Annotated in this window: 15 protein-coding genes; 6 read left to right on the forward strand and 9 right to left on the reverse strand. The window is 58.0% G+C overall.

Annotated features, from left to right (window positions below):
- Nucleotides 1-80 precede the first annotated feature (80 nt).
- The 5 genes from ftsZ to GOX61_RS05090 all read left to right on the forward strand — a co-directional run bounded on the left by ftsZ (nucleotide 81) and on the right by GOX61_RS05090 (nucleotide 7,289).
- Complete coding sequence (ftsZ, locus tag GOX61_RS05070; RefSeq protein ID WP_170331752.1) at nucleotides 81-1,706, forward strand: cell division protein FtsZ; 1,626 nt, start codon at nucleotides 81-83, stop codon at nucleotides 1,704-1,706.
- A gap of 212 nt (nucleotides 1,707-1,918) precedes the next feature.
- Complete coding sequence (gene lpxC / locus GOX61_RS05075; RefSeq protein WP_155147368.1) at nucleotides 1,919-2,839, forward strand: UDP-3-O-acyl-N-acetylglucosamine deacetylase; 921 nt, start codon at nucleotides 1,919-1,921, stop codon at nucleotides 2,837-2,839.
- A 125-nt stretch (nucleotides 2,840-2,964) separates the two neighbouring features.
- Nucleotides 2,965-3,828 carry an outer membrane protein assembly factor BamD gene (locus GOX61_RS05080; RefSeq protein WP_155147370.1) on the forward strand — a complete coding sequence of 288 codons (864 nt, stop codon included), beginning with the start codon at nucleotides 2,965-2,967 and terminating at the stop codon, nucleotides 3,826-3,828.
- Nucleotides 3,829-3,864: 36 nt separating this feature from the next.
- Nucleotides 3,865-5,514: a DNA repair protein RecN gene (gene recN / locus GOX61_RS05085; RefSeq protein WP_170331754.1), complete on the forward strand. Its 1,650-nt coding sequence runs from the start codon at nucleotides 3,865-3,867 to the stop codon at nucleotides 5,512-5,514.
- Nucleotides 5,515-5,603: 89 nt separating this feature from the next.
- Nucleotides 5,604-7,289 carry a chloride channel protein gene (locus GOX61_RS05090; RefSeq protein WP_155147374.1) on the forward strand — a complete coding sequence of 562 codons (1,686 nt, stop codon included), beginning with the start codon at nucleotides 5,604-5,606 and terminating at the stop codon, nucleotides 7,287-7,289.
- Nucleotides 7,290-7,327: 38 nt separating this feature from the next.
- On the opposite strand, the gene GOX61_RS05095 is transcribed toward GOX61_RS05090, so the two are convergent.
- The 9 genes from GOX61_RS05095 to GOX61_RS05135 form a co-directional block, all read right to left on the reverse strand.
- Nucleotides 7,328-7,783: a macro domain-containing protein gene (locus GOX61_RS05095; protein WP_170331756.1), complete on the reverse strand. Its 456-nt coding sequence runs from the start codon at nucleotides 7,781-7,783 to the stop codon at nucleotides 7,328-7,330.
- On the reverse strand, nucleotides 7,764-8,252 hold the full coding sequence (locus tag GOX61_RS05100; protein ID WP_170331759.1) for an NADAR family protein: 489 nt from the start codon (nucleotides 8,250-8,252) through the stop codon (nucleotides 7,764-7,766). The genes GOX61_RS05095 and GOX61_RS05100 overlap by 20 nt, the downstream gene beginning before the upstream one ends.
- A gap of 30 nt (nucleotides 8,253-8,282) precedes the next feature.
- A complete protein-coding gene (locus tag GOX61_RS05105) occupies nucleotides 8,283-8,627 on the reverse strand; it encodes a DUF427 domain-containing protein (protein ID WP_170331761.1) in 345 nt (114 codons plus the stop codon).
- A 63-nt stretch (nucleotides 8,628-8,690) separates the two neighbouring features.
- Entirely contained in the window at nucleotides 8,691-10,481 is a 1,791-nt protein-coding gene (locus GOX61_RS05110) for an aminopeptidase P family protein (protein WP_170331763.1), read from the reverse strand.
- 71 nt (nucleotides 10,482-10,552) lie between these two features.
- A complete protein-coding gene (locus GOX61_RS05115; RefSeq protein WP_217353760.1) occupies nucleotides 10,553-11,770 on the reverse strand; it encodes a winged helix-turn-helix domain-containing protein in 1,218 nt (405 codons plus the stop codon).
- Nucleotides 11,771-12,016: 246 nt separating this feature from the next.
- The gene (gene cobT, locus GOX61_RS05120; RefSeq protein WP_170331766.1) at nucleotides 12,017-13,894 is read right to left on the reverse strand and encodes a cobaltochelatase subunit CobT; all 1,878 of its coding nucleotides are present in this window, start codon (nucleotides 13,892-13,894) and stop codon (nucleotides 12,017-12,019) included.
- Nucleotides 13,891-14,277 (reverse strand): hypothetical protein, encoded by a 387-nt coding sequence (locus GOX61_RS05125; protein ID WP_170331769.1) that lies wholly within the window; start codon nucleotides 14,275-14,277, stop codon nucleotides 13,891-13,893. Before GOX61_RS05125 ends, cobT begins: the two co-directional genes overlap by 4 nt.
- The gene (gene cobS, locus GOX61_RS05130; RefSeq protein ID WP_155147392.1) at nucleotides 14,277-15,263 is read right to left on the reverse strand and encodes a cobaltochelatase subunit CobS; all 987 of its coding nucleotides are present in this window, start codon (nucleotides 15,261-15,263) and stop codon (nucleotides 14,277-14,279) included. The genes GOX61_RS05125 and cobS overlap by 1 nt, the downstream gene beginning before the upstream one ends.
- Before the next feature lie 148 nt (nucleotides 15,264-15,411).
- Complete coding sequence (locus GOX61_RS05135) at nucleotides 15,412-16,017, reverse strand: methyltransferase family protein (protein ID WP_170331771.1); 606 nt, start codon at nucleotides 16,015-16,017, stop codon at nucleotides 15,412-15,414.
- Nucleotides 16,018-16,313: 296 nt separating this feature from the next.
- Here GOX61_RS05135 and GOX61_RS05140 point away from each other — a divergent pair, with 296 nt between their 5' ends.
- Nucleotides 16,314-17,306 carry a Hint domain-containing protein gene (locus GOX61_RS05140; protein WP_217353761.1) on the forward strand — a complete coding sequence of 331 codons (993 nt, stop codon included), beginning with the start codon at nucleotides 16,314-16,316 and terminating at the stop codon, nucleotides 17,304-17,306.
- The last annotated feature ends 248 nt before the right edge of the window (nucleotides 17,307-17,554 follow it).

The raw sequence follows: 17,554 nt of genomic DNA on the forward strand, positions 1-17,554 counted from the left end.
GGATTCGAAAGGTAGAATCAAAGGCGGATAGGTAAGAAAAACACCGCTTTGGCGGGAACATAAATACAGGCGGACAGAGCATGACATTGAATCTTTCGATGCCCGGGCACGACGAACTGAAGCCTCGGATTACGGTATTTGGCGTTGGCGGTGCAGGCGGAAACGCCGTCAATAACATGATTGAAAAACAGTTGGACGGCGTCGATTTTGTGGTCGCCAACACAGACGCACAGGCACTGCAGCAAAGCCGTTCGTCAGCGCGGGTGCAGCTGGGCGTGAAAGTTACCGAAGGTCTGGGTGCAGGCGCACGTCCTTCGGTGGGTGCAAGCGCTGCCGAAGAAAGCATCGAACAGATCGTGGATCACCTGGCGGGCGCACACATGTGCTTCATCACTGCCGGCATGGGCGGTGGCACCGGGACCGGCGCCGCGCCGATCATCGCGCAGGCAGCGCGCGAGCTGGGGGTTTTGACCGTTGGTGTCGTAACCAAGCCGTTCCAGTTTGAGGGCGCCAAGCGTATGCGTCAGGCCGAAGACGGCGTTGAGGCGCTGCAAAAGGTTGTCGATACGCTGATCATCATCCCCAACCAGAACCTGTTCCGTCTTGCCAACGAAAAGACCACCTTCACCGAGGCATTCTCGATGGCGGATGATGTTCTGCATCAGGGCGTCAAAGGTGTTACCGACCTGATGGTCCGCCCGGGTCTGATCAACCTCGACTTTGCCGACGTTCGCGCGGTGATGGACGAGATGGGTAAGGCCATGATGGGAACCGGCGAAGGCGAAGGCGAAGATCGCGCCATCCAGGCCGCAGAAAAGGCGATTGCCAACCCGCTGCTGGACGAGATTAGCCTCAAGGGTGCCAAAGGCGTGCTGATCAACATCACCGGGTCGCATGATCTGACCCTGTTTGAGCTGGACGAAGCCGCAAACCGCATCCGCGAGGAAGTGGACCCCGAGGCAAACATCATCGTTGGTTCGACGCTCGACACCGAGATGGAAGGCAAGATGCGGGTTTCGGTTGTTGCAACCGGTATCGACGCAAGCGAAACGCAGGCCGAAGTTCCGGTCGCGCGCCGCTCGATGTCTGCACCGCTGACCCGTACCGTTTCTGCCGAAGAGCCGGTACAGGACGAGGTAAACATCGAAGTTGCCGATCCGGTCCAGCAACCCGAAGTGAACCGCGAGCCTTCCTTGTTTGAAGCGAGCGAAGAGCCAGCGCCGACCACATCGCAATTCGAGCCTCCAGCTGCTCAGCAGCAGGATGACGACGGACTTCCGCCGCCAGCCTATCAACCGCGCGTGGCTGAATTCGAACCGCAGCCCGAGGCAGTTGAACCTGAACCGGAAAGCTACGTTGCCCCTCGCGCACCAGCGCCTGGTACACCTTCGCCAGAGGCTCTGCAGCGTCTGCAGGCAGCGGTTCAGAACGCCCCGTCAAACGGGCATCGCCCGCGGGTTGCGCAACAGCCAGTGGCTGATGCCGCGCCGCGTCAGCCAGAGGCTGAAAGCCATGATCGCCCCCGTTTCGGGTTCAATCGTCTGATCGATCGCATGACAGGTCATGCCGCTGATACACCGGCTCAGCCAGTGCGTCAGCAGCCCGTGATGCGCCAGGCTGACGCTACGGCACCTGCGCAAGACGAAGCTGATCCCGAGCAGGAACGTATCGAAATCCCGGCTTTCCTACGCCGTCAGGCCAACTGATCGCGGTAACAAAATCTTAACAAAGGGCCGCCGTTTGGCGGCTCTTTTTTGTTTGTTTACAGGCTTGTAAGGGGGGGTAAGCAGGGTTTTGCCGATCTGTTGCAGAACTGTTTCATTCAGTTACAAAGAGTGAGTTGAGCCTTGATCCGCGCTTCCTTAACTGAGGGTCCAACACAGTCGTACAGGCTGGACACCACTCGCTGAGGTTCATTTTGCAACATACGCTCAAATCTTCGGTCACGTTCAAAGGCATCGGGCTGCACAGCGGCAAGCCTGCGACCATGGTCCTGAAACCGGCAGCCGCCGGGCATGGAATCTGGTTCAAGCGGACGGATATCGAACTGGGCAATGCGCTGATCCCTGCGATCTATGACGTGGTCGAGCGGACCCCGCTCTGCACCCGCCTCGTGAACGATGCCGGTGTGTCTGTTTCAACAATCGAGCATATCATGGCCGCGCTGGCCGGTTGCGGCGTGCACAACGCGCTGATCGAAATCGACGGACCCGAAGTTCCGATCATGGACGGGTCGTCGATCGAGTTTGTGCGCGGCATCATGTCGAAAGGCGTCCGCCGTCAGGCTAGCCCGGTTCTGGCCTACGAAGTGCTCAAGCCGATTACGGTCGAGCGTGAAGGTGCGCGTGCGTCGATCCGCCCTGCCGATGGGCTTGAGATCGAATTCCACATCGAATTCGAAGATGATGCGATCGGCAGCCAGACTAAGACGCTGGATATGCGCAACGGTGCTTTCGCACGCGAATTGTCCGATTGCCGGACCTTCTGCCGTCGCACCGATGTCGAAGCAATGCGTGACAACGGGCTGGCTCTGGGTGGCACGTTGGATAATGCTGTTGTTGTGCAGGGTGACGAGGTACTGACACCCGGTGGCTTCCGCCACGCGGATGAGGCGGTGCGCCACAAGATGCTCGATGCGCTGGGTGATCTCTATCTGGCGGGTGGACCGATTCTCGGCCATTTCGTCGGTGAAAAATCCGGGCATTCGATGACAAATACGCTGCTGCGTAAGCTGTTCGAAACGCCTGGCGCGGTTCGTCCGGTTCTTTGCACGCCGGAACAGGCTGCCCGTTTGCCCGGGCAAGGCCTTGTTATGGGCGAAATCCCCGAAGTAGCGTGATCTGATCAACTCTGGCGACAATTATGCCAGAGCGCGGATAAGGCGTTTTGCACCGGAATTTTATGTGCTAGACCGAAGCCCAATCCGGGGTTACCCAAAGAGACAAGACGACTAGGATGGGCGGTATGGTTGGCAGCAAAGCGGCAGTCAGGCTTGCGAGTGCGATTCTTCTGGCGGCTACTTTGACAGCATGCGGCAATGCAGGCGGGCTGTTTGGCAATAAAGGCGCAGATCGCACGCAGAATCTTGAAGGGTATACACCCGAACAGATTTACACCCGCGGTGAATACGAACTGGCGCAAAGTCGCCCGGACGATGCCGCGTGGTATTTCTCCGAGGTAGAGCGTCTGTATCCGTATTCGGACTGGGCCAAGCGCTCGCTGATCATGCAGGCGTTCTCGTTCCATTCGGACAAGAACTACGAAGAAAGCCGTGCATCGGCACAGCGCTACATCGATTTCTATCCTACCGACGAAGATGCTGCATACGCCCAGTACCTGCTGGCGCTCAGCTATTATGATCAGATCGACGAAGTCGGCCGCGATCAGGGCCTGACCTTCCAGGCACTGCAGTCGCTGCGTACCGTTATCGAAGTCTACCCCGACAGCGAATACGCCACTTCGGCGGTCCTGAAATTCGATCTGGCCTTCGACCACCTGGCGGGCAAGGAAATGGAGATCGGGCGCTACTACCTGCGTCAGGATCATTATACCGCCGCAATCAACCGATTCCGCGTCGTGGTCGAGGATTTCCAGACCACCTCGCATACGGCTGAGGCACTTTATCGACTGATCGAGGCTTATCTGTCCCTTGGCCTGGTGGATGAAGCACAATCGGCAGGTGCGATTCTGGGTTACAACTACCAGTCTTCCGAATGGTACGATGCCGGCTACAAACTGCTGACCTCTCGTGGTCTGGATCTCAAGAGCCGTGGCAACAACTGGCTCAGCCAGATCTATCGCCAGACGGTCAAGGGTGAGTGGTTGTAGTCGCCATGGCTAAAGGCTTGGGACGCTAAAGACCCGATGCTTCGCGCCCTTGATATCCGCGACATGCTGATCATTGACCGGCTGGAACTCTCGTTTCAGCCGGGTCTGAACGCACTGACCGGCGAAACCGGCGCGGGCAAGTCCATTCTTCTGGATTCGCTGGGCTTTGTGCTGGGCTGGCGCGGTCGAGCCGAACTTGTCCGGCAAGGTGCTGCTCAGGGAGAGGTCGTGGCAGAGTTCGAACTCTCCAAAGATCATCCTGCACATGAGATTTTGGCCGAGGCCGGTTTGCCCGGTGGCGAGGAATTGATCCTGCGCCGCGTGAACACAGCCGAAGGGCGCAAGACCGCATGGGTCAATGACCGTCGATGCTCGGGCGAGGTGCTGCGCGCTTTGTCAGAAACGCTGATCGAGCTGCATGGCCAGCATGACGACCGCGGGTTGCTCAATCCGCGTGGTCACCGCGCGATGCTGGACGATTATGCCGGGGCGGGGGATCACCTCGCTGCTGTTCGCGCTGCATGGTCTCAGATGTCGCGCACCCGAAAGGCGCTGGCTGAAACCGAAGCCGCGCTTGAGGCTGTGCGCAGCGAAGAAGAATTCCTGCGTCACGCTGTTGCAGAGCTCGACCAGCTCGATCCGCAACCGGGTGAGGACGCTGATCTTGATGCGCGCCGCCGCATGATGCAGGGGGCCGAACGTATTCGCGATGACGTTGCCCGAGCCTTTGGTCTCTTGGGCGGTGAAGGGGCCGAGGGCGCAATGTCTGACGCGATACGCTGGCTGGAAGGCGTATCCGATAGTGCCGGCGGACAGTTGGAAGATCCCATCGCGGCTCTTGGGCGTGCGATGATCGAGCTGGGCGAGGCACAGGATGGTGTAAATGCCTGCCTGCAGGCACTGGATTTCAATCCAGCCGAGCTTGAAGCCGCCGAAGAACGCCTGTTTGCGATCCGCGCATTGGCGCGCAAGCATGATGTCGCCCCGGATGAATTGGGGCCATTTGCAGACACACTGCGTGACCGGCTGAACCGGCTTGAGGCGGGTGACGCCGATCTGGTGGACAAGCGGGCTGCAGTCGAAGCAGCTCAGGTTGCTTATGACGCGGCTGCCGCAGGTCTCAGCAATGCGCGTCGGGCGTCTGCAGGTCAGCTGGACGCGGCTGTAATGGCAGAACTGGCGCCGCTGAAAATGGAACGCGCAGTGTTTCAGACCGAAATCACCCCGGCAGAGCCCGGCCCCGAGGGGTGTGACGCAGTTGCATTCACCGTTGCCACCAATCCCGGCGCCCCCTCAGGTCCGTTGAACAAGATCGCATCAGGGGGTGAGCTCAGCCGCTTCCTGCTGGCGTTGAAAGTTTGCCTCAGCGGTGACGACAGCGCCCGAACCATGATCTTTGACGAGATTGACCGTGGTGTTGGCGGCGCGACTGCGGATGCGGTTGGGCGGCGCCTCGCATCACTGGCTCAGGGTGGTCAGGTGCTTGTGGTTACGCATTCGCCGCAGGTAGCCGCCCGTGCCGCGCACCACTGGCGGGTGCAGAAACAAGTGACTGACGGCCAGACCCTATCAACGGTGATTCCTCTGGCCGACCCGGATCGCGTGGATGAGATCGCCCGCATGGTTGCCGGGGACACCATCACGGATGAGGCCCGCGCTGCAGCCCGTGCATTATTGCAAGCCTGACGTTTCCTGGTTCGCAGACTGTCGTTAACCGTCTTTTATATGCGTGCTCCGTAGCTTACTAAGGGTCATAAGGTATTCCCAGAGGGCCAATGACCCAGTCGACCCGCACCGTTCTGCGCAACCAGCTCAATCAGGCTCTGGCCGCGATCAAGGACGCTTGGCGGGTCATGCGGCGGCGTGGCCCCAGTCAGATACAGTTCTGGTTCATCGCTCTGGCCATTGGGATCGCTGCCGGGTTCATGGCGCTCGGCTTCCGCAAAGCCATTCGCTCGTTGCAGGCCTATGTCTATCAGACCGAAGATATCCTGCTGCTGCACAGCCATGCTGAAAAGCTGCCGTGGTTCCTGATCTTCATTACGCCGGTAATCGGCGGGCTGATTGTCGGGATCATCCTGCACCGGTTCACCGATGATGGGCGCGTAAGATCGGTCGCCGATGTGATCGAAGGCGCTGCCGTCACCGACGGCAGGGTCGAGACCAAGGCGGGGATCGCCTCCTTCTTCGCCTCGCTCATCACGCTCAGTTCGGGTGGATCGACGGGCCGGGAAGGGCCGGTGGTCCATATGGCAGGGGTCATCTCCACCTGGGTCAGCAACCGGATCCACGCAGACGGCATCACCGGTCGTGACCTGTTGGGCTGTGCGGTCGCCGCTGCCGTTTCGGCAAGCTTCAACGCCCCCATTGCCGGCGCGCTTTTTGCGCTTGAGGTGGTGCTGCGCCACTTTGCAGTACATGCATTTGCCCCGATCGTGATCGCATCGGTTGCGGGCACGGTCATCAACCGTCTCGAATATGGTGACGTCACCGAGTTCACACTGGAAACACCGGGATCGCTGCAATTCTATGTGGAACTGCCCGCCTTCCTGATCCTCGGCCTGATCTGCGGTTTGGTATCTTTGCTGCTGATGCGCTCGATCTTCTTTGCCGAAGATATCGGAACGCATGTGCAAAACCGCCTGTCCCTGCCGCGATGGCTTCGCCCTGCGGTGTCCGGTGCAATGCTCGGCGTTCTTGCTGTCTGGTTCCCGCACATTATCGGCGTGGGGTACGAGACCACGATTCGCGCGCTGACCGGTGATCTTGTACTGACCACGGCAATCCTGTTTGCCGTCATAAAAACCGTGGCCGTCGCAATCACAATGGGTGGGCGCATGGGCGGTGGCGTCTTCTCACCCTCGCTGATGATCGGTGCATTGACGGGCCTGGCCTTTGGTTTGATTGCCACCGGGTTGCTGCCGGATGTCTCTGGCACCCATACGCTATATGCCTTCGCTGGCATGGGTGCAGTTGCTGCGGCAGTACTGGGAGCGCCAATCTCGACCACGCTGATCGTCTTCGAACTGACAGGGGACTGGCAGATTGGTCTGGCCGTGATGGTGTCGGTTTCGATGTCCACAGCACTGGCCTCGCGCCTTGTGGACCGGTCCTTCTTCCTGACACAGCTTGAACGCCGCAATGTCCACCTTGCAGCCGGTCCGCAAGCCTATCTTCTGGCGATGATGCGTGCCGGTGCAGTGATGCGCCCATTGGGCGATGCACGTTCAATCAGCAAGGAAGAGGCGCAGGAACTGATCGATCAGGGTCTCTGCGTGCAGGCCAGCGCGACACTCGAAGCGGCGATGCCCTATTTCGATCGCGATGACATCCCGTGCATCCCGGTTGTCATCGTGGACGAAGACGGTGCCGAAGACCCCGTAGGCGCACTCTATCACGTGGACGCGCTCAAAGCTTACAATCGCGCACTGGCCGCGACTGCGGCGGAAGAGCATTCTTAAGAAAACCGATGAACCTGAGTAAGGTCCCCTGAGGACCTCTAGGCTGAGAACACCACCAGAGTGTGATCAAGTCCCGTAAGCGCGTCTTCGATCCTCGGTGCAATGACCGACCAGTCACCGCCTGCAAGTCCCGCTCCGATCAATGGATATCCGATCCGCGCGTCTGCATAACTCTGTGCCACTAGGCGAAAACAGTTTTCGATAGCATCGTAATCGGCCTTCAGCCCACGCCCTTTCCAACTGAACTGAGTATAGGCGTTCACAATGGTGAACCGGGTATCTGCCCTCTGGATCTGAGCTGTCGATATCGTGCCCAGCTTTGCCCTGTCGCCATATGGGGTCGTTTTGTCCGCCTCCAAGGCCTCGGGAAACTTCTGCGCAATTGGCTTGGCAATCCCCGCACCCATCGTGTGAAAGCAGTTGCAGCCGTGGATTATGACATCAAACTCGCCATCCAGCGCGAGTTGGATCAAATCACCTTTGACTGTCTGCATCTTCCTGACTTTCTTTCTGCCTTAGCTCATCCCTTACATGCATTAGAATTTCGCCAAGTTTGTTCAGCCCGTTCCCATCGGGACCACATCCCCAATATGAATCCATCGGTGCATTCTCGACAATCTGCGCGTCACCGGTCGAAAGTAACAGAACTTTCAGGTCGACGTGAGTTTTGAACTTGATACGCACCGCTTCCAGCATGATCTGGTCCTTAACTTCCTCCCAGTCATCCCTCAGAGGAATCTTACGGGTCATGCCAAGGGCTTTGGCATCTTTCGGTTTGTTGCTTAGCCGGATGCGTTCCCGATACTCCGCGTTATGGAACTTCTGCGCCTGAAAATAGTGCTCGACGGTACGCCACCATTGGTCTTCAACTGACACGCCAAAAGGCGCGAAGTTCGAGAACTCCGAATATGCGTCAGTCTGTGCATAGAAATAGATGGTTGATGAGGAGGGTGGTGTAGACATCTCCAGCTCCGTGCGGTCCCGGTAACGGGTCTAGAGCTGTTCGACCTTCACCGAATCTCCGGCATAAAAGGCAAGATGATCCTTGATTTCACCAACCGCCGGGATCGGATCTTCATAGCTCCAGACGGCGTTTTCAGTCACGGACGACTTGTTCACGATGGAAAAGTGCGCGGCATCGCCCTTGTGCGGGCAGTGGGTCACCTTGTCGGTGCGATCCAGAAAGGCCATCGCGATGTCCGAGCGCGGGAAATAGATCACGGGTTCAAAATCGCCTTCAAGCAACTCCAGCGCATTGGTCGTTTCGCCCAGAATTGCACCGCCCGAGCGTACACTCCATTTACCCGGCGCTTTGCGGATCGTGATGTGATCAGTCATTCCTGCTCCTTCCTTCGTCGTATCAGGGCCTCTCCTTTGCCCTTTCTATGTAACAGCCCGGTGTCAGACCGGCGCGGTTGCGGCATCCAACCACAGTTGCGCGTCATCGCCCAGCCTTGGCCTGATTTTTTCTGCAACGTCCTGATGGTAGGCGTTCAGCCAGGACCGTTCTTCACGTGTCAGCATGTCCACCACGATCAGTCGCCGGTCTATCGGCACATAGGTCAATGTGCGCCAGTTCAGCATCGCACGCTCATCATCGCCGCCTGGCAGAGCCGGCGCCTCTTCGACCACCACAAGGTTTTCGATGCGGATGCCAAATGCGCCTTCGCGATAATATCCGGGTTCATTTGACAGGATCATGCCGGGTTCCAGCGGAACGTGACTGACCCGGGACAGGCGCTGTGGTCCTTCATGTACACTCAGATAGGCTCCGACACCGTGGCCAACACCGTGGTTGAAATCCTGTCCAGCCAGCCACAGCGGCAGTCGCGCGACACATTCGATATCCCGGCCCGCCAGACCAACAGGCCAGCGCAGCATAGACATTGCGATCATGCCTTTGAGGACGCGTGTGAAGCAGGTCTTTTCCTCATCGCCTACACCGCCGATCGCGATGGTTCGGGTGATGTCGGTGGTGCCGTCCAGATACTGACCGCCGCTGTCCAGCACCAGTAGATGTCCGCTCTCCAGCCGGCTGTCGGTCTCTTCGGTCACACGGTAATGCATGATAGCCCCGTTCGGCCCTGTGCCGGCGATCGTTTCGAATGAGATGTCCTGAAGCGCATTATCTCTGCGGCGGCTTTCTTCCAGCCGCGTGACAACCTGTGTTTCGGTCAGGGTTCCGGGCGCTTGCTTGTCCAGCCAGCACAGCAGCTCGATCACCGCAGCCGCATCCCGTAAATGCGCTTCGGCACTGCCGGCAATTTCGGCCTTGTTCTTGCAGGCCTTGGGCAGCGCGCAGGGATCGCCACCATCGACCATGCGCTCACCCAGTGCGTCCGCAACAATCTGAGGCACAGTGCCGAGGTCTACCTGAACCTTGCCTGCCAGATTGCCGAGGGCATCCAGAAATTCGCCCGGCTCGTGTTGCTTCACTTCGGGGCCGAAATGTTCCCCCAGCTCAGCCAGTTTCTGCGCGGCCATGAATAGATCAACCTGGCCATTCTCATGCAGGATCGCAAACCCATGTGCCACCGGGTTGCGCGGGATATCCGAGCCCCGGATGTTCAGCAGCCACATGATTGAATCAGGCAACGTAATAACTGCCGCGGAATGCCCGTCCTCTTTCAAGGCTGCGGCAAGCCTGCTGATCTTGCTGTCAGCACTTTCTCCGGCGAATTCGATCGGGTGCGCCTTGACCGGGTTCATCGGCGGGGCAGGCTGATCCTCCCACACCCGGTCCACCAGATTGTCACAGCGGACCAGTTCAATGCCGGTGCCATTCAGCTCTTTCTGCGCGCCGGAAATCTGCCCGGCAGAATGCAGCCACGGATCAAATCCAACCTTGCCACCTTGCGGCAATTGTTCTTTCAGCCACGCGCTCAGACTGACATCAGGCCATGGCACGGGCGTATAGTCACTGGCTACCTGCGCCTTGACTTGAGTGCGATAGCGCCCGTCGATGAAAACTCCTGCGATATGTGTAAGCGCTGCACAAAACCCGGCAGAACCTGTAAAGCCAGTCAGCCAGGCCAGCCGTTCATCCCGGGGGGCCACATATTCCCCCTGATGCGCATCCGCACGGGGAATCAGAAACCCGTCCAGACCCTCACGCGCCAGTTCTTCGCGCAGGGCAGCCAGACGTGGCGGCCCCTGTTCCGGGCGTGCGGTAACTTCGAAGGACTGGAACATGCTGGCCTCATTCTTGTCTCGATGCGGCGAACCTGAGGCCTGCGACGGCAAATGTCCAGCACCTCGGCCCGTCACTCATTTGCGGCGCTCAGGAAGCCTTGCAGCGTTTCGATATAGGTGTCGTAGACGTCATTTCCGGGCAGGGGGATGTGATTTGCGGTTTCCAGAATGACCAAGGATGCATCGGGAATGCCTGCCGCCAGCTTTCGCGCCTCGGACAGGGGATGTACCGCACTGTTGCGCCCATGCAGGACCAGAGTAGGGCATTGCACCTGCGGCAACAGATGCAGAACCGAGGCCGTGTTGCCACTGTCGCGCTGATACAGTTTCTGCTCGACGGAATAGAGCGCCTGCATCTCGCCCACAATTTCACGAACGGTTTCCAAAGGCCCTTCTGGGAAATAGCTCAGCAGTGATCCCACGGCATATCCGCTGCCGGGGTTTTTCCAGCCCTCGATGATCAGGTTACGGATCGAATCCGGCCCAGCGACGCCTTCGCGGTGATCACGCCCCTCGGCCCAGCCACCAACTATTGCCAGCCTGCTGACGCGTTCCGGATACTTCGTGGCGAACTGCAGGGCCGAGAAGATGCCGCCGAACTCCGAAACAATGGCAAAGCGATCAAAGCCTGCGGCCTGCGTCACGGCCAGAATATCCTCTGCCACCCCCTCGTAATTGGCCCGGCATGGGTCGCCCCAATGGGATTGGTGGCTTTTGTTGTAACGCAACATCGTGAACTTTGCGTCCATCGCACTAACGTAGGTGCGCTCGGAGGCCAGCCGCCATTCTGCCTCAAGATCATAGACGATAGAACCAACCCTCAGAACCGGAGGGCCCTCTCCCGACACGGCAAATGCAATTGCCTGACCATCGTGACCCCGGGCGTATTTCAGCTGCTGGGTTCGATGTTCGCTCTGTTGTGCAGGTTCTGAATCACGGCTGACTTCAGCCGCCATCTGCAGGCCACGACGCACGATTGTCCGGATGATCCGCTGCGTCTTGCCATCATCGCCCACCGCCTTGCGCGCTGCAGCGATGCGGGCGCTTATGGTCGATTCTGAGACAAAGCGACCATGCCAGACCCGCTCGATGATCTCTTCGCGTGCAACCAGCTTGCCGGGGCTTTCAACCAGCAACTCCAACAGATCAAAGACCTGAGGTTCAACCGGAACGGTTTCGCCCCCGCGCAACAGCACGTGGCGGTCAACGTCCAGAATACAATCTGCAAACTCATAGCGCATGGGCTGAATACACTCCGTTTCGATTGGGGCCACAAGGTTCAATGGCATTCCCAAAGGTTTCTCGGGGGTTTCTCAGGATTGTCTTCAAGCGAGAGGGCAGCGCCGTTGCCAAATTAGAGGCAACAAACAGGAGCTTCAGATGATGCCACCCTTCGATATCGCGTTATTGCACCACAAGGCCGTTCGCCACAGGCACAATAATACCCAGCCCCGAAACGCTCCGACAACCGGATCGCCAATCTGGGGCTGGTTACTCGGGATGCTATCCTGCCCGGCAGGGCGGCGTCAACGGATCTAGCTGGCCCGCTTCATTCCCATGACCCGAGCCCGCGCCCGCGGGTCGCTGTCGAACAGAGCCGCCAGCTGCTCGGTCATCGCACCCGCCAGTTGCTCGACATCGGTGATCGTTACCGCGCGGTCGTAATAGCGGGTCACGTCGTGACCGATACCAATCGCCAACAGTTCAACCATCTTTCGTTTTTCCACCATCGCAATCACGTCACGCAGGTGTTTTTCCAGATAATTCGCAGGGTTAACGCTCAGAGTTGAATCATCGACCGGCGCACCGTCTGAGATCACCATCAGGATTTTGCGCTGCTCGCGCCGCGCCAGCATCCGGCGATGTGCCCATTCCAGGGCTTCGCCGTCGATGTTTTCCTTCAGCAGGCCTTCTTTCATCATCAGACCCAGATTGGGTCGCGCACGGCGCCAGGGGGCGTCCGCACCTTTGTAGATGATGTGGCGCAGGTCGTTCAGACGACCGGGCTGCTGTGGGCGTCCATCGTTTAGCCATGCCTCACGCGCCTGACCGCCTTTCCACGCCCGTGTGGTAAAGCCCAGAATCTCGACCTTCACATTGCAGCGCTCCAGCGTCCGGGCCAGAACATCGGCACAGATGGCGGCGATTGAGATCGGACGGCCCCGCATCGAGCCCGAGTTATCCAGCAGCAGCGTCACCACGGTGTCGCGGAACTCGGTGTCTTTTTCAACTTTGAAGCTTAGCGGCGTGGTCGGGTTCGCCACGACACGTGCCAGACGACCGGCATCCAGAATACCTTCCTCGCGGTCGAACTCCCAACTGCGGTTCTGCTGCGCCTGCAACCGGCGCTGCAGTTTGTTGGCCAAACGGCTTACCGCACCCTTTAGCGGCTCAAGCTGCTGGTCCAGATAGGCCCGCAACCGCTCCAGCTCTGCCGGTTCGGCCAGATCTTCGGCGGCAATTTCCTCATCGTAGGTGCTCAGATAGACTTTGTAGTCCGGATCAGCCTCAGATGCTGGCGGCGGGGCAGGTGGCTCCAGCGGAGCCTCGCCCTCGGGCATCTCAGCCTCTTCGCCCATCTCATCCTCGGCCATCTCGTCCATCGAGACCTGTGCCTGAGATTGATCCTGCTGCTCTTCCTGAGTCTGCTCAGGAGAGGCGTCGGCTTCCTGTTCGTCCTGATCGTCCTGACCAGTGCTGTCCGGATCGGGTCGTTCTTCGGCGTCGTCCTCGGCCTGATCCTCCTGATCCTCATCCAGCTCATCCGGGTCGTCGCCCAGCTGATCGCCGTATCCCAGATCCTTGATCATCTGCCGCGCGAATTTGGCGAATTCGGCCTGATCCGAAAGCACCTCGTCAAGGTTCTCCAGCACGCCACCGGCCTGTTCCTCGATGAAACCGCGCCACAGGTTCATGACATTCTCAGCCGCAGGGGGCAGATCGCGCCCAGTCGCCAGATGACGGATCAGATAGCCCGCCGCCACGGATAACGGTGCCTCGGCAGGTTGCTTGCACTGGTCATACCCGCGCCGCAACGCTTCATGCCCGATTTTGACGTCAATGTTGGACGCTGTTCCGGGCATGTCCCGGGCGCCCATCGCCTCGCACCGGGCGGTCTCCATCGCTTCATAGAGATCCCGCGCCATATCACCCGGAGGCGCATAGCGGTTATGGGTCGCGTCATCATGGTATCTGCGCTGCAACGCCAGAGCATCCGCCGTACCGCGCGCCAGCAATACCTCTTCACGGGTCATCCGGCGGCTGACCTGAGGCAGACGCATCGATTCACCCGACAGGCCCGACGGGTCGACCGTATAGCTTACCGACAGCTCAGGATCGTCAGCCATCACCTTGGTGGCTTCGGCCAGCGCTTTTTTGAACGGATCTGCGGGGTTGTCGTTTGGTTTGCTCATTTGGCGTCCTGATGTCTGAACATACAGCTCATTTGAGCTAGTTTGATACGCCCTTCTAGGAGCGTTTTATTGCAATTAGCTCCTGAGGGAATCTTTAGATTTAACCATGGCTGACCATCTTGGAGTACAATCCTGTCGGCAAAATAGACTTCAGAGCCTTCCGATATGAATTCACCGATTTCGTTTTCAGCGGTTTGATACTCTACAGAAAGCCCTGGTGGTGTGGTGCAGATCGCAAAAATGCTCTGATCTTCGGCCCAGAGTTTTTCCGCTCGCCAATACTCTACGCGTTCGCTGCCGCAAGGCAAAAGGAATTGGGCCGATACAGCCGTTGCCGACCAACAAAAAAGAGCGAATATAGAACTAATCGCTCTTTTTGCCATCACCCCAAGCTCACGCTCGCCGCGCTTTCCGGCAGTTCTTCGTCAAAGCAGCGCTGATAGAACTCGGCCACGGTCTGACGCTCCAATTCATCACACTTGTTCAGGAACGACAGACGGAAGGCATAGCCTACATCGCGGAAAATCTCGGCGTTCTGGGCCCAGTTGATCACGGTCCGCGGGCTCATCACGGTGCTCAAATCACCGTTCATGAAGGCGGTCCGGGTCAGGTCGGCAACGGTAACCATCTGGCTGACGGTCTTGCGGCCCTCGGCGGTGTTGTACAGCGGCGCCTTCGACAGAACGATCATCGTTTCCGCATCATGGCTCAGGTAGTTCAGGGTCGAGACCAGCGACCAGCGGTCCATCTGTGCCTGGTTGATCTGCTGCGTACCGTGATAGAGGCCAGTTGTGTCACCCAGACCTACGGTGTTCGCGGTGGCGAACAGGCGGAAGTTCGGGTTCGGCGTGATGATTTCGTTCTGGTCCAGCAGGGTCAGCTTGCCGTCATGCTCCAGCACGCGCTGGATAACGAACATCACGTCCGCGCGGCCCGCGTCGTATTCATCAAACACGATGGCAACGGGGTTGCGCAGCGCCCAGGGCAGGATGCCTTCGTGGAATTCGGTGACTTGCTTGCCGTCGCGCAGCTTGATCGCATCTTTACCGATCAGGTCGATCCGGCTGATGTGGCTGTCGAGGTTCACGCGCACGGCGGGCCAGTTCAGACGGGCAGCGACCTGTTCGATATGGGTCGATTTACCTGTGCCGTGATAGCCCTGAATCATCACGCGGCGATTGTGCGAAAAGCCCGCCAGAATCGCCAGTGTGGTTTCAGGGTCGAACTTGTAGGTCGGGTCAATTGCAGGCACGCGGTCGCTGCGCTCGGCAAAGCCTTTGATTGCCATGTCGGTATCAATACCGAACACTTCACGGACCGAGATTTCTTCGGTGGGTTTTGCGTTGATATCAATCGATCCGTCAGCCATATGCCTTGTCCTTATCCTTTGGCCCGTTCACCGGGTATGAACCCGTGTGTGGTGCAACATATTGCGGACAAGGGCAAGGGAAAGCGGCGCAGGCATTGGCCTAGCAGGGTGTTTCTTTCAAACTGGCCTTATCGTCATGCGATATTGGTCATTCAAGAATGGCTTCGCGCACCCGAACCAGACTGCGCTCATCAACAAATCGTGGGGTCGACCGCATATAATCCTGAAACGCGCGGCCATAGCCCTGCAGCAACCAACGCTCTTCGTTCAGCACGAACAGGAAATAGATCACAAAAAGGATCAGCGCCAACGCCAGGGTAACCCACGACCCGCTAGCGATCCCCAAACCAACCGTGGCCAAGACCGAGGTTACGTATTGGGGATTGCGCGAATAGGCGTACATACCGCCGGTCACCAGCCCTTCGCTTTCGCAATAGGTGTTGTCGAGCCCCAGAAATCGATAGCCCCACAGGGTGATCCCAAAGGACAGCACCATGATCGGAACTCCGATCACATAGCGTATCCAATGACCCCAGCCGTTCATCCAGACCTCGCTTAGCGCGAACACAACGGTTGCTCCGCAAAACAGCCTGAACAGACCAAAGGCGGTATGGTGCCGCCATCCGCTGGCGCTGGGCCAAAGCCCAAGGCGAGGCAGACGCAGATTTAGGGCAAGATATCCGCTCAGCAAAACGGCCGAGCAAAGGGCAACCAAAAGAGCAGTCGTATGTACCGGAGAAATCAGATGTTCCATATCGCGTTCCATTTGGACCAGTCACGTATAGTTCGGATATGGGCCTTGTCTGCGACCCATGTGACAGGCCGTAACAAGGCTTTGTAACAAGTTGAGGACGACTACAGCGATGACCTGAAGCCGGTCGGGTATGCGCCGGACAATGCGCGCAAATTTGTCAATTAGCTCAAAAATCTATATCATAAATTCAAATAGATTAATCTTTTGGGTTTTATGGCGGTGGCACATATGCCTTCGAGCTGACGCTGTTGTTTCCGGCGGCCCAAACTTGGTGCTGGTAATGTTGGGTATTGGTCATGGTTTCGACGCCTATTGATCCGTTCGACGCGGTGATCCTCACGATATCAGGTGATACAACGGGGACGGTAACCGGCGACCCCCCGCTGCCTGCGACCGGAGATCTCGACGGCACCATCGGTGTTCCAAATCAAAACTGGACGCCAATCGGAACATTCTGGGAAATATCGGATCCTCCGGATTTTGGTACAGCATCGATAAACCCCTTCACGGGCGAATGGACCTATGAAGTTGATCCTGCTTACTACGATAGTCTCGATCCCGGAGATATCGTAACCGATACCTTTGTTGTTCGGGGCGTAGGGGTTGCGCTCAATCCAGCCGGGGATCTTTTTGGAGGCGAAGCATTTCAAACAATCACGATTCAGATCGAGGTTGTGTGTTTCGCATCTGGAACGTTGATCGATACACCAATAGGCCCTGTACCTGTCGAGCGGCTCGAACCGGACGACCTCGTGCTGACGATGGATCGGGGGGCGCAACCGATCCGATGGGTGGAATCTTCCCATCTCGGCCCGGAGCGTTTGGCAGAGAACCCGAAATTGTGCCCGGTTGAGATCGCGAAAGGAGCTTTGGGTCCAAATTTACCGTCCCGAACCCTGCGCGTATCACCACAGCATCGCATGCTGGTGAATGGTCCCCTTGTCGAACTGTTGTTCGGGGAAACGGAAACGCTGGTCGCAGCTTGTCATCTGGTTGGGCTGCCTGGGATACGCATGACTAAGCCGCAAGACGGCGTGACATATGTTCATGTTTTGCTGGATGATCATGAAATACTATTCGCCGAAGGCGCACCGTCAGAAAGTCTGTATCTTGGTGATGAGGCGCTTGTTGCCATGAGCTCCGAGGGCCTGCAGGAACTGGGTGAGATATTCGGATCAAAGCTGGACAGTCTGCGGCAGGGTTTCCCGTCTCTCGCGCGCCGGGCGCTCAGATCGTATGAGGCCAGAGTGTTGGTCTCAGAAACTTCAGCGGCAGAACACTTTGTTTGAGATCCGATTTCCTTAATAGCTCAGCAGGAAAGAACCGAGGTTAGGGCGACCAAAAGAGCAGTCGTATGTATCGGCGAAATCGGATGCTCCATATGGCGTTCCACTTGGGCCAATCCAGTACAGTTCAGATTTGGGCCCTGTCTGCGACCCATGTGACAGGCGATAACAAGGCTTTTTAACAAATTGAAGCACTCAGGTATCAGTCCGACTATGCGGTGACGCTACTCGCACATGCACCGAAATCGTCG

The organism is Ruegeria arenilitoris (assembly GCF_013030265.1).
Classification (GTDB): domain Bacteria; phylum Pseudomonadota; class Alphaproteobacteria; order Rhodobacterales; family Rhodobacteraceae; genus Ruegeria; species Ruegeria arenilitoris_E.

Bases quoted from the DNA above. Each gene is read 5' to 3' on its own strand.
- GOX61_RS05140 (WP_217353761.1), top strand. From the start codon at position 16,314: ATGGTTTCGACGCCTATTGATCCGTTCGACGCGGTGATCCTCACGATA.
- recN (WP_170331754.1), top strand. From the start codon at position 3,865: ATGCTTCGCGCCCTTGATATCCGCGACATGCTGATCATTGACCGGCTG.
- GOX61_RS05095 (WP_170331756.1), bottom strand. From the start codon at position 7,783: ATGCAGACAGTCAAAGGTGATTTGATCCAACTCGCGCTGGATGGCGAG.
- GOX61_RS05100 (WP_170331759.1), bottom strand. From the start codon at position 8,252: ATGTCTACACCACCCTCCTCATCAACCATCTATTTCTATGCACAGACT.
- GOX61_RS05080 (WP_155147370.1), top strand. From the start codon at position 2,965: ATGGTTGGCAGCAAAGCGGCAGTCAGGCTTGCGAGTGCGATTCTTCTG.
- GOX61_RS05135 (WP_170331771.1), bottom strand. From the start codon at position 16,017: ATGGAACATCTGATTTCTCCGGTACATACGACTGCTCTTTTGGTTGCC.
- GOX61_RS05110 (WP_170331763.1), bottom strand. From the start codon at position 10,481: ATGTTCCAGTCCTTCGAAGTTACCGCACGCCCGGAACAGGGGCCGCCA.
- cobT (WP_170331766.1), bottom strand. From the start codon at position 13,894: ATGAGCAAACCAAACGACAACCCCGCAGATCCGTTCAAAAAAGCGCTG.
- cobS (WP_155147392.1), bottom strand. From the start codon at position 15,263: ATGGCTGACGGATCGATTGATATCAACGCAAAACCCACCGAAGAAATC.
- GOX61_RS05105 (WP_170331761.1), bottom strand. From the start codon at position 8,627: ATGACTGATCACATCACGATCCGCAAAGCGCCGGGTAAATGGAGTGTA.
- GOX61_RS05125 (WP_170331769.1), bottom strand. From the start codon at position 14,277: ATGGCAAAAAGAGCGATTAGTTCTATATTCGCTCTTTTTTGTTGGTCG.
- GOX61_RS05115 (WP_217353760.1), bottom strand. From the start codon at position 11,770: ATGCCATTGAACCTTGTGGCCCCAATCGAAACGGAGTGTATTCAGCCC.
- ftsZ (WP_170331752.1), top strand. From the start codon at position 81: ATGACATTGAATCTTTCGATGCCCGGGCACGACGAACTGAAGCCTCGG.
- GOX61_RS05090 (WP_155147374.1), top strand. From the start codon at position 5,604: ATGACCCAGTCGACCCGCACCGTTCTGCGCAACCAGCTCAATCAGGCT.